11 protein-coding genes are annotated in these 11,764 nt (G+C 69.5%); 6 read left to right on the top strand and 5 right to left on the bottom strand.

All coding sequences use genetic code 11. The annotated features are described in order from the left end of the window. From RTU05_RS14290 to RTU05_RS14280, 3 genes are all read right to left on the bottom strand, one after another. The coding region (locus RTU05_RS14290; protein WP_312599023.1) for a helix-turn-helix transcriptional regulator at positions 1–1,023 on the bottom strand (1,023 nt) is incomplete at its 3' end. Positions 1,024–1,123: 100 nt separating this feature from the next. After that, a complete protein-coding gene (gene ptsP, locus RTU05_RS14285) occupies positions 1,124–3,382 on the bottom strand; it encodes a phosphoenolpyruvate--protein phosphotransferase (protein ID WP_409411634.1) in 2,259 nt (752 codons plus the stop codon). 67 nt (positions 3,383–3,449) lie between these two features. After that, positions 3,450–4,724, bottom strand: a complete 1,275-nt coding sequence (locus RTU05_RS14280; RefSeq protein ID WP_312599022.1) for an aspartate kinase — start codon at positions 4,722–4,724, stop codon at positions 3,450–3,452. Positions 4,725–4,780: 56 nt separating this feature from the next. Between RTU05_RS14280 and ubiG the strand changes: the two genes are divergently transcribed. Together ubiG and RTU05_RS14270 are read left to right on the top strand one after the other, a co-directional pair. Then, positions 4,781–5,599: a bifunctional 2-polyprenyl-6-hydroxyphenol methylase/3-demethylubiquinol 3-O-methyltransferase UbiG gene (gene ubiG / locus RTU05_RS14275; protein WP_312599021.1), complete on the top strand. Its 819-nt coding sequence runs from the start codon at positions 4,781–4,783 to the stop codon at positions 5,597–5,599. Then, positions 5,596–6,138, top strand: a complete 543-nt coding sequence (locus tag RTU05_RS14270; protein ID WP_312599020.1) for an AAA family ATPase — start codon at positions 5,596–5,598, stop codon at positions 6,136–6,138. Before ubiG ends, RTU05_RS14270 begins: the two co-directional genes overlap by 4 nt. Here RTU05_RS14270 and RTU05_RS14265 read toward each other — a convergent pair. Further along, entirely contained in the window at positions 6,135–8,186 is a 2,052-nt protein-coding gene (locus tag RTU05_RS14265; protein ID WP_312599019.1) for an OPT family oligopeptide transporter, read from the bottom strand. The two genes, RTU05_RS14270 and RTU05_RS14265, sit on opposite strands and share 4 nt — an antisense overlap. A 120-nt stretch (positions 8,187–8,306) precedes the next feature. Here RTU05_RS14265 and mutM point away from each other — a divergent pair, with 120 nt between their 5' ends. From mutM to RTU05_RS14245, 4 genes are read left to right on the top strand one after another with little or no spacing between them, the layout of a single operon-like run. Beyond that, positions 8,307–9,170 carry a bifunctional DNA-formamidopyrimidine glycosylase/DNA-(apurinic or apyrimidinic site) lyase gene (gene mutM, locus RTU05_RS14260; protein ID WP_312599018.1) on the top strand — a complete coding sequence of 288 codons (864 nt, stop codon included), beginning with the start codon at positions 8,307–8,309 and terminating at the stop codon, positions 9,168–9,170. 18 nt (positions 9,171–9,188) lie between these two features. Beyond that, on the top strand, positions 9,189–9,632 hold the full coding sequence (locus tag RTU05_RS14255) for a hypothetical protein (RefSeq protein WP_312599017.1): 444 nt from the start codon (positions 9,189–9,191) through the stop codon (positions 9,630–9,632). Between the two features lie 59 nt (positions 9,633–9,691). Beyond that, complete coding sequence (locus tag RTU05_RS14250; RefSeq protein WP_312599016.1) at positions 9,692–10,480, top strand: enoyl-CoA hydratase-related protein; 789 nt, start codon at positions 9,692–9,694, stop codon at positions 10,478–10,480. Positions 10,481–10,521: 41 nt separating this feature from the next. Beyond that, the gene (locus tag RTU05_RS14245) at positions 10,522–11,418 is read left to right on the top strand and encodes an alpha/beta hydrolase (protein WP_312599015.1); all 897 of its coding nucleotides are present in this window, start codon (positions 10,522–10,524) and stop codon (positions 11,416–11,418) included. A gap of 3 nt (positions 11,419–11,421) precedes the next feature. Here RTU05_RS14245 and RTU05_RS14240 read toward each other — a convergent pair. Beyond that, positions 11,422–11,764, bottom strand: a 343-nt coding sequence (locus RTU05_RS14240; protein WP_312599014.1) for a thioredoxin family protein, incomplete at its 5' end; no start/stop codon positions are given.

Genomic DNA, 11,764 nt, shown 5'->3' with positions numbered 1-11,764 from the left:
GGCTTGCGCCTGGGCCTGGGCCTGAGCGCGGGCCTGGACCGCCGCCAGCGTCTTGGCCGCCTGGTCGGCGCGGCTGTTCAACTGGGTCAGCGGCGTCAGAACCCCGGCCAGCGGCCCGCCGTATTCGCCGTTCAGATAGACGTCGAAGGCCGCCGGATCGGACACGTCCACAGTGGCGGAGACGCCGGTCGGCGCGCGCCAGGCCTCGCCCGGCGCCATCTGGCGCGCGAACAGGGCCTGTCCGTCGCCCAGCCGCACGACCAGGGCGCCGGCGGTGCGGGCCTGGATCACCACCATGGAGGCGTTGGCGGGCGCCCCATAGACGGCCCCGCGCGGGTTGAAGGCCTTCTGCACCGGTGCGGCGTTGGCGGCGGCGGCGGCCAATGCCGCGGGATCGGCCGGATCGACGCCGGTCAGCTCCGCCTCCAGGCCGCGGGTGATATAGGGCGCCGGCGTGGTCTGGTCGGGCGGGGCGGCCATCGGCGCGCTCAGCGCGAAGCGGGGATCGGTCGCATCGCCGCTGGCCCAGGTCTTGGGCGCGACGGCGATGTCGGACGGATGGGCGATCTGGCGCAGACTGATGCGCTGGAACACGTTCCAGCCGACCACGGCGACGGCCACCACGGCGATCCCGGCGACGATGCGGGGCGACTGGCGGCGCACATCCTCGAAGGCGATGCCGATGGGGGCCTTCAGCGGGGCCGAGGTGTCCGGGCTTTCGCGCTTGAACCGTTCGACCGCCAGCTGTTCGTCCAGCGCCAGGGCCGAGGCGTAGGCCCGCACATAGCCCAGGGCGAACACGCGCGAGGGCAGGGACGACCAGTCCCCCTGCTCCAGGGCGGTCAGGAAGCGACGGTGCACCTTGGTCTCGGCGGCCAGTTCGGCCATCGACTTGCCGGAGCGTTCGCGGGCATGGCGCAGACCCTCGCCGAAGGTGGCGGCGTCGGCGAAGGCGGCGGTCGGGTCCGCCGCGTCCGCCTGGGTCTTCAACGCATCGGGGGCGATCCCCGCATTCGACGCCATCAGGCCAGAACCCCTGTCCGGGAAGGACCGCCTCGGGGCGGTCGTGCAACAGCCGCCGAGATAGACGATTGCGGCATCGCCAGCAACGCCGGCGATCTGCTCACACCGAGACGTTCAGCTTGCGCGCCAGGGATTCGATCTCGTTCCTGACCGAGCCGGTGGACAGGTTCAGAAGATTGGTCATGCCGCGCCGCGCCGCCGTCAGGTCCGCCGACAGGATCATCCGCTTGACCGGCCCCACCCCGCCCGCCGGCGCCGACAGACGGGTGAAGCCCAGGGTGATCAGGGCGAAGGCTTCCAGAGGACGTCCGGCCAACTCTCCGCAGATCGAGACCGGCGTGCCGGTGTCGGCGCACGCCTTCTGAATGGTCTGAAGCGCGCGCAGGGTCGGCGGCGAAAGAGGGTCGTAGCGATCCGACACCAGCGGATTGGTCCGGTCGGCGGCGTACATGTACTGGAACAAGTCGTTGGTGCCGATGGAGACGAAATCGGTCAGCGGCAGCAGGGCGTCCAGGTGCCACAGCAACGACGGGCATTCGACCATGGCCCCGACCCGCAGCAGGGCCGGCAGCGCCCGCCCCCGACGCCGCGCCCAGGCGCATTCGATATCGACCAGTTCGCGCGCGGCCCGGAACTCGTCCACCGTGGCGATCATCGGGAACATGACACGCAGCTCGCGCCCGGCGCCGGCCGCCAGAAGGGCGCGCAACTGCATCCGCAGCAGGGACGGCCGATCCAGGCCCAGGCGGATGGCGCGTCGACCCAGGGCGGGGTTTTCCTCGCGCTCGGCCTCCAGATAGGGCAGCACCTTGTCGCCGCCGATGTCCAAGGTGCGGAAGGTGACTGGCCGGTCGCCCGCAGCGTCCAGCACCAGCTTGTACAGCGCCGTCTGGGCGTCCAGCCGGGGCAGTTCGTCCGACACCATGAACTGGAACTCTGTGCGGAACAGGCCGATGCCCTCGGCTCCCGTCTCGTTCAGGTTCTCCAGGTCCACCGCCAGGCCGGCGTTGGTCAGCAGGCTGATGCGCTGGCCGTCCAGGGTGACGGCGGGGGTGTCGCGCAACTGGGCGAACTCGGCCTGACGCTGCTGGCGCACGGCCATGCGCGACTGCACCGCCTCCAGCATGTCGGGGCGCGGGCGCAGATAGGTCTCGCCCGTCTCGCCGTCGGCGATGACCATGTCGCCTTCCGACAGCCGGTCGCGCAGGCCCATCAGGCGCCCGACGCACGGGATCTGCAGCGCGCGGGCCACGATGGCGGCGTGGCTGGCGGCCGAACCTTCCTCCAGCAACAGCCCCTTCAGCTTGTCGCGCGGATATTCCAGCAGGTCGGCGGGGCCCAGGTTGCGCGCCACCAGAATGGCGTCCTCGGGCAGTTCGCGCTCGCCCGGCTTGTCGCCCGCCAGCACCCGCAGCAGCCGGTTGGCCAAATCTTCGAAGTCGTGCAGCCGTTCGCGGATATAGGGGTCGCGCGCCTGGGCGAAGCGGGCGCGGTGTTCGTTCCTGACCCGGTCCACCGCCGCCTCGGCGGTCAGGCCGTTGCGGACGGCCTCTTCCAGCGACCGGTTCCAACCCCGGTCGTCGGCGAACATCCGATAGGTCTCCAGCACCTCGAACGAGGGGCCGGCCAGGCCCTGGCCCTTGTCCAGCATCACGTCCAGCCCGGTCTTCAGCGTGGCCAGGGCTAGCTTCAGCCGCGCCTCCTCCATCGCCGGATCGTCGGACAGAAGACGTTCTGGGGCCAGCGGCGCCTCGTGCAGCACCACATGGCCGAAGGCCAGGCCGTCGGCGAACTTCTGGCCCTTCAGCCGCTCGGGCCGGTGGGGCGCCAGTTCGACGTCGCGCAGTTCGTCCTGGGCCAGCAGTTCGCCGGACGCCACCGTCTCGGACAGGACCATGGCGATGGTCTGGATGTCCTCGACCTCTTCCTCGTCATAGCGCCGCTCGGTGCGGTTCTGGACGACCAGAACGCCGATGGCCCGCCCGCCGCGCAGCAATGGCGCGCCCAGGAAGGCGTGATAGGGGTCTTCGCCCGTCTCCGGCCGGTAGGAGAAGGCCGGGTGCGACGGCGCGTCCGACAGGCTGATCGGCTGGGCCATGCGCGCGACCTCGCCCACCAACCCCTCGCCGGGGCGCAGCCGGGTGTTGTGAACGGCCTCGGGGTTCAGACCCTCGGTGGCGAACAGCTCCAACTCGCCCGAGGCGCGGCGCAGATAGATGGAGCAGACCTCGGCGACCATCGACCGGGCGATGATGCGAACGACCATGTTCAGCCGGTCCTGCGCCGGCGTGGCGCCCGCACCCGCCCCGCCCAGAGCCTCGCGGATCTGGCGCAGGAGGATCCGGGGTCCCCTGGTCATCGCGCCGCCTGCCGGCATCATGTCTCCCGCGCCCTTTGGTCTGATGTAGGCGCTTTCTTCAGATCACCTATAGCGCGTCCAGGCCGTAGGCCGAATGCAGGGCGCGCACGGCCAGTTCGGCGTAGGCGGCGTCGATCAGGACGCTGATCTTGATTTCCGAGGTCGAGATGGCCTGGAACTTGACCCCCTTGTCGGCCAGGGCCTTGAACATGGTCTGGGCCACGCCCGCATGGCTTCTCATGCCCACGCCCACGACCGACACCTTGGCCACGTCCTCGTCGACGCGGATTTCCTCGAAGGCCAGATCGCCTTGCGCCGCCTTCATGATGTCGGCGGCGCGCACGGCGTCGCGGCGGCCGGTGGTGAAGGTCAGGTTGACCGTATTGGCTGTGCGGGCCTGGCTCTGGACGATCATGTCCACGTTCACATTGGCCTCGGCCAGGCGGGTGAAGACGTCGGCGGGGGCGTCGACCCGGTCCGACAGTCCAAGCAGGGTGATGCGGGCCTCGTCGCGGCTCATGGTCACGCCGGACACGATGCGTTTTTCCACGATCTCCTCCTCGTCGCAGATCAGGGTGCCGGCCTCGTGGGGCAGGGCGCCGTTTTCGTCAGGTTCGATAAAGCTGGACAGCACGCGCACCGGCACCTGTTTGGCCATGGCGAGCTCGACCGAGCGGGTTTGAAGCACCTTGGCCCCCAAAGAGGCCATCTCCAGCATCTCCTCGAAGGAGACGCGGTTCAGTCGGCGGGCGCGGCTCTCGATGCGCGGGTCGGTCGTATAGACGCCGTCCACGTCGGTATAGATGTCGCACGGGCAGTTCAGCGCCGCCGCCACCGCCACCGCCGAGGTGTCCGAGCCGCCGCGGCCCAGGGTGGTGATCTTGCCGTCCGGGGTCACGCCCTGGAAGCCGGGAATGACGGCGATCTCGCCCGCGTCCACGGCCGCACCCAGTTTCTCGCCGGGAATGTCGATGATACGGGCGCGGGCGTGGGCGTCATCGGTGACGATCGGCACCTGCCACCCCATCCAGGAGCGAGCGTTCAGCCCCATGTTGCGCAGGGTCATGGCCAAAAGGCCCGACGTCACCTGCTCGCCCGAGGCGACCACCACGTCATATTCGTCGTCCGACAGCGGCAGCCCCGCGCCGGCCGGGCCGGCCCCGTCGGTCCAGGCGACCAGTTCGTTGGTCTTGCCCGCCATGGCCGAGACGACGACGGCCACCTTCTTGCCGGTCGCGGCCTCTGCGGCGACGATGCGCGCCGCACGACGAATGCGTTCGAGGTCGCCCATGGAGGTGCCGCCGAACTTCATCACCAGTCGTGTCGTATCGGGCCGCGTCATCGTGGCGTTCCGCCCCCTGCTTGCGTGAAAGGCCGCAAAGGTTCATCCCTCGCGTCATGACCGCTTCTAACGGCGCCGCCTCGCCTCGCCTACCCCGTTCGGGGCAGGGTTTTTCGCAAAATTCGTCCGAAGGCGCGTTCGGCGCATCGATCGACCCCGCCGACGTGGCCCGCTTTTCGGCCCAGGCGGCGGAATGGTGGGATGCGAAGGGGCCGTTCGCGCCGCTGCATCGGTTCAATCCGGCGCGGCTGAAGCTGATCCGCGAACAGCTGTGCGCCCGGCTGGGCCGCGATCCCGGCGCGATCCGCCCGTTCGAGGGGCTGAACCTGCTGGACGTGGGCTGCGGCGGCGGACTGATCGCCGAACCGATGCGTCGGATGGGATTCGACGTCTCGGCCATCGACGCCTCCAGCGAGAACATCGGCACCGCCCGCGCCCATGCCGACATGGTCGGGCTGGACATCGCCTATCGCGCCGCCACGGTCGAACAGATCGAGGCCGAGGGCGCAGGCCCCTTCGACGTCGTGCTGACCATGGAGGTGATCGAACACGTCGCCGACCCGGAAAGCTTCGTGCGCGCCTGTTCGCGCCTGGTCCGGCCGGGCGGGGTCATGATGGTCGCCACCCTGAACCGGACCTTGAAGTCCCTGGCCCTGGGCAAGGTGGCGGCGGAATACATCCTGCGCTGGGTTCCGGCCGGCACCCACGACTGGCGCCAGTTCCTGAAGCCCGACGAGATCCGCGCCATGCTGGCCGCCGAGCCGGTGACCGTCGAAGGTCCCTATGGCCTGAACTACGACCCGCTGAACGACCGCTGGAGCCAGTCGGACGAAGCGGGCATCAACTATATGATGGTCGCGACCAGAAACGCATGACCGGCGTGGTTCTGACCGGCGGGCCGGGGTCGGGCAAGACCACCTTGCTGGCGGCCTTGGCGCAGGCGGGATATGCGGTCGAACCCGAGGCCGGACGCGCCATCATCCGCCAGGAACAGGACAGGGGCGGCGACGCCCTGCCGTGGCGGGATCGCGCCCTGTTCGCCCGAAAGATGCTCGATCACGACATCGCCGCCCATGGTCGCAGCCGGACAGGCGGCAGGCTGACCTTTCATGATCGCGGCGTGCCGGATGTGGTCGGCTATTTGACGCTGTGCGACCTGCCAATCCCGGAGGAGATGGATAGGGCGGCCCGCACGCTGCGCTATCATCGCAAGGTCTTCATCGCCCCGCCCTGGGCCGAAATCTTCGGCCAGGATGCGGAACGTCGGCAGGATTTCGATGAGGCCGAACGGACCTTCGCCGCCATGGCCGCCGTCTATCCACGCTACGGATACGACCTCGTGGAATTGCCGAAGGCGACCCTCGTCGAGCGGGTCGCCTTCGTTCTGGATCAGCTTGACGCGGACCTGACCTAAACCTTCTCGGCTCGGCTGCGGGTCCAGGCGTAGAGGCCGAACACCGCAACGGCGAAGCCGACGACGCCCGCCAGCATGGCTGGCCAGGCCGAACCGGCCGGCAGCATGGCGAAGGGCGCGTCGTCCCGGGTGGCCACGATGACGCCGGCGGTGAAGACGCCGAACAGGCTTTCGCCCACGATCAGGCCCGACGCCAGCAGCACGCCCATCCGGCGCGCCACATCGGCGTAACGGGTGCTGGAGACGGCCTTGTCGTAGAGCCAGCCGCAGACCGCGCCGATCACCAGCATGGTGGTCACGGCGGCCGGCAGATAGAAGCCGATGCCGACGGCCAGCGGCGGCAGCTTGACCTTGCCGTTCGTGGCCTTGGAGACCACGGCGTCCAGCACGATGATGACCGCGCCGATCACCGCGCCCAGGCCGATCAGATCCCAGCGCAGGTCGCCGCCGATGACGCCGCGCGCCAGGGCCGAGATCAGGGTGGCCTGGGGCGCCGCCAGGGTCTTGGCGCCTTCGACGATGGCGGGCGGGCCGCCCTCGAAGCCGAAGGCCTGGTTCAGCAGGTTCAGGATGAAGGGGATCACCAGGGCGCCGGCGCCGACGCCGACGATCAGGGCCACCTGCTGGCGCCACGGCGTGGCCTCGACCAGCTGGCCTGTCTTCAGGTCCTGAAGGTTGTCGTTGGCGATGACGGCGACGGCGAAGACCACCGCCGTCACGATCAGGGCGAAGGCGATGATCGACGGATCGGCCGGCACGCCGGCGATGGCCATGACGCCCAGCATCAGCAGCGACGCAATCACCACGGCCAGGATGCCGACGCCCGACACCGGGCTGTTGGACGAGCCGATCAGACCGGCCATATAGCCGCAGATGGCCGCCACGGCGAAGCCGATCAGCACCACATAGACCAGGCCGCCGATCACCAGGAGCGGGGTCGAGGAGGCCAGCGCCGGGGCGCTTTGGGCGAACCAGGCCAAGAGGCCGGCGATGCCCACCAGGCAGGCGACCGAAACGCCGCCGACCAGCTTGATCGGCAGGTCCTGTTCAGTCCGGTCCAGAACCTCGCCGTGCGAGCGGCGGGCGTTGGCGGCCAGCGCGGAGGTCAGGCCGCCGATCAGCGGACCGGCCAGTTTGATCAGGGTCCAGATGGCGGCGACGCCGATGACGCCCGCGCCCATGAACCGCACCTCGCGCGCCCAGACGGTGGTCGCCAGTTCCTCGGCCGGCGCCCCGGCGGGCAGGGTCGAGGCGATGGAGGGAATGCCGTGCGCCGTCAGCCAGGCGACGGTGTCGGGGCTGGTCAGGATGGGCACGGCGATAGCCCAGGCCAGCACCAGGCCGAACAGCTGCGCCAGGCCCACGGTCAGGCCGATCAGATGGCCGGCGCCGAGAAGCGCGAACTGCATGCCGAAGCCCATGCCGGTCGCCCCGCCGCCCAGGGCGGCGGGAAGCTTGAAGAACTTGGCTGCTTCGCCCGCGAAGACCCGACCCGCGACCAGCAGGGCGTAGCCGGCCGAGACCACGGCCCCGGCGACCACGACCCACAGGCCGGATTTGTTCTCGCGCACCGCGCTCTCGGTCTGTTCGGCCCCGCGCGAGCCGACCTTCAGCACCTCGGCGGCGGCGACGCCTTCGGGGTAGGGCAGGCCGCCGTTGACGACCAGCGCCCGGCGCAGGGGGATGGAGAAGGTCACGCCCAGCACGCCGCCCAGGATGCAGATGGCGACCGACTGCCAGAACGGAAACTCCAGCCACCAGCCGATCATCACCAGACCGGGCAGGACGAAGATGATCGAACTCATGGCCCCGCCGACCGAGGCCACGGTCTGGACGGTCATATTCTCCCAGATGGTCGAGGTGCGGAAGGCCCGCAGCACCGCCATGGAGATCACCGCCGCCGGAATGGCCGAGGCGAAGGTCAGGCCGACCAGCAGGCCCAGATAGGTGTTGGCGGCGGTGAAGACCACCGCCAGCAGGCAGCCCAGCACCAGGGCGCGGAGCGTCAGTTCAAGCCGGCCCTTCGGGGCGGCGGAGGCGTCTGTCATCGAAGGGTTCCCACGTTTGCGCGGACGTAAGCGCATTCTGTCGCAGGCGGCAACTGGTCGCGGTCAGATGCGGGCGCCACGCCGCTTGGCCCCGCGAGCCGGACGGGCTAGGACCGGGCCATGCCCGAACTTCCCGAGGTCGAAACCGTCCGACGCGGCCTGGCGCCGGTGCTGGAGGGCGCGCGCCTGTCGCGCGTCAGGATCAACCGCCCGGACCTGCGCTTTCCCTTCCCCGAACGGTTCGCGGAGCGCCTGGAGGGGGCGACGGTGCTGCGGATCGATCGGCGGGCCAAATATCTGCTCATGCCGCTCTCCACCGACGAGACCTGGATCACCCACCTGGGGATGACCGGCCGCTTCACCCTGGACGGAACCCTGCTGGGCGAGTTCGAGGAGGCGGCGCCCATCGCCGGCAAGCACGAACATTTCAGCGGCTGCGCCATCCGCGACGGCTCGGCGACCCGGATCGGCTATGCCGACGCGCGCCGGTTCGGCTTCATGGGGCTGATCTCCAGCGACCAGATCGAGACCCATCCCTGGTTCGCCGGCCTGGGGCCCGAGCCTCTGGGCAACGGCTTTTCCGGCGCCCATCTGGTCGAGGCCTTCGCGGGCAAGAAACAGAACATCAAGGTCAGCCTGCTGGACCAGCGGATCGTCGCGGGCCTGGGCAACATCTATGTGTGCGAGGCGCTGTATCGCGCGCGCATTTCACCCCTGGTCAAGGCGGGATCGGTGTCCAAGGCGAGACTGGAACGGCTGGCGGGCGAGGTCCGCAATGTGCTGAACGACGCCATCGCGGCGGGCGGCTCGACCCTGCGCGACTTCGCCAACGCCGAGGGCGGCCAGGGCTATTTCCAGCACCGGTTCGACGTTTATGGCCGCGAGGGCGAGCCGTGCCGGGGCGAGGGATGCACCGGCGTCGTCGCCCGCATCGTCCAGGGCGGCCGCTCCACCTTCTACTGCCCCGCCTGCCAGAAGCGATGAGCCTTCAAGGTCCGACCCATGCGTAAAATCCACCTGTGGATCAGTCTGATCGTCGGCGTCCTGGTCTGGGGCGCCTATTTCGTCCACTTCGTCCAGGGCTTGCGCGCCGACGACCTTGGCGGCCTGATCTGGTGGTTCGTGGCGGCCCTGGTCGTCGCCGCCGTCGCTGAGGCGGCCGCAACCGGCCTGATCGCGCGGCTGTTGCGTCGGCGTTCCCGGGTGCTGGACGACGGGCCGACACTCCAGGCGGCGCTGAAGGCGGGTCACGTCGCCCTGATGCTGCTGGTCGGCCTGGTCCTGATCGCGGCCCTGGTCCTGGCCCTGTCGTCCGTCTTCGGCTGGACGCTGGACCTGTCGGGCGCGCGGGGTCAGGTGATCGCCGCCCATCTTCTGCTGGGCATGGTGGTCGTGGTCGAACTGTTCCGCGCCGCCCTGACCCTGGCGCTGATGCCCCGACGATAGCGCCTGCGCTAGCGGGCCCCGCCGCGCGCCTGTATGACCGCCGTCAAAGGAGACCGACCATGGCCGACGCCTATTCCAACCTGCTGATCGAACGCCACGAAGACGGCTATGCGGTAGTGACCCTGAACCGGCCCGAGGCGCTGAACGCCCTGAACGCGGCCCTGTTCAAGGACCTGGCCGACTTCCTCGACAGCGTTGAGCATGACGACAGCGTGCGCTGCCTGATCCTGACCGGCTCGGGCGAAAAGGCCTTCGCCGCCGGCGCCGACATCAAGGAGATGGCGGATCAGACCTACGCCCAGATGTACACGACCAACTATTTCGCCCTCGGCCACGACCGCATCACCCGGTTCAGGAAGCCGATCATCGCGGCGGTGAACGGTTTCGCCCTGGGCGGCGGCTGCGAACTGGCCATGCTGTGCGACTTCATCGTCGCCTCGGACAGGGCGAAGTTCGGCCAGCCCGAGATCAACCTGGGCGTCGCGCCGGGCATCGGCGGCTCCCAGCGCCTGACCCGTCTGGTGGGCAAGTCCAAGGCGATGGACATGGTCCTGACCGCCCGGATGATGGACGCGGCCGAGGCTTTAGCGTCGGGCCTGGCCTCGCGCGTCTTCCCGCACGACACCCTGCTGGACGAAACGCGCAAGATCGCGGCGAAGATCGCCTCGCAGAGCCCGCTGGCGATCATGGCCAACAAGGAGATGGTCAACGCCGCCCTGGAGACGACCTTGACGCAAGGGATCCAGTTCGAGCGCCGCCTGTTCCACTCCCTGTTCGCCTTCGAGGATCAGAAGGAGGGGATGTCCGCCTTCGTCGAAAAGCGCAAACCCGAGTTCAAGGGGCGGTAAGCCGTCAACCGATCGCCGTGATCGGGCGTTAGGCGGGAATGATGAGCCGTCTGTTCGCCGCCTTCGCCGCCTGTCTGTTCCTGATCGTCCCCGTCGCCGTCCAGGCCCAGCCGCAGACAGCGCCCGCGCCGCCCTTCGCCTCCGACCGGATCATCGTGGAGACGCGCGGGTCGGGGCCGGACGTGGTCTTCATTCCGGGGCTGGGATCGACGGGCGCGGCCTGGCGGTCGACGGCGGATCGGTTGGACGATCGCTACCGGGTGCATCTGGTCACGCTGCGCGGCTTTGGCGGCACGGACATCCAGGGCAACGCCACGGGCGGCCTGGCCGGCCCGGCCGCCGCCGAGATCGAACGCTATATCCGCCAGCAGGGGCTGGTGCGTCCGGCCCTGATCGGTCACTCGCTGGGCGGCCAGATCGCCCTGCGGGTCGCCGCCGACATGGGCGATGGCGTCAGCCGGGTGATGGTGGTCGATTCCTCGCCCTTCTTCCCGTCCCTGGTCGATTCGCGCGCCACCTCGGCCCAGGTCGAGCCGCTGGCCCGGCTGGGCTATCAGGCCCTGCTGCTGTTCGGCGACCAGGCGTTGAAGAGCCAGGCGGCGACGCTGGGCGTGGACATGGGACTGGCCGGGGACATGGTGTTTCAGGGGCTTGGGCTTCAGGGCGGGGATCGCCGCGTTCTGGCCCAGGGGCTGTACGAAGCCCTGACCGTGGATCTGCGGCCGCGCCTGTCGCAGATCACGGCGCCGGTGACGGTGGTCTATGGCTGGACCCGCGATCCCGAGAACCCGCGCAACCGGCTGGAGGGCTTGTACCGCTACGGCTTCCAGGGCCTGCGTCAGCCGCCCCGCTTCGAGCGGATCGAGGGTGCGGGCCACCAGGTCATGATCGAACAGCCCGGTCCGTTCCTTTCGGCGGTTCGGCGTTTCCTGGCCTGATCCTCAGGGCTTGAGAGCCGCGATCACCACGCCTTCGGTCAGCAGTTGCGGCAGGATGTCCGGCTCGGCGCGGCCCGGCCGATAGACCAGATAGAGCGGCACGCCCGACCGGCCGTGCGCCTGAAGCTCGCGCGTGATGGCGTCGTCGCGGCGGGTCCAGTCGCCGACCAGATAGAGGGCGTTCGCCTGTTTCATCGCCTCGGCCACGCGCGGCGACGACAGGGCGGCACGCTCGTTGATCTTGCAGGTCACGCACCAGTCGGCCGTCAGATTGACCAGAACCGGCCTGCCCGCCGCCGTCGCCTGGGCGACCGCCGCCGGGGACCAGGGTTGGGCGTCCAGCGCG

It is taken from the genome of Brevundimonas sp., assembly GCF_032017145.1.
Taxonomy (GTDB): Bacteria; Pseudomonadota; Alphaproteobacteria; order Caulobacterales; family Caulobacteraceae; genus Brevundimonas.
This window is presented reverse-complemented; position numbering and strand designations above follow the sequence as displayed.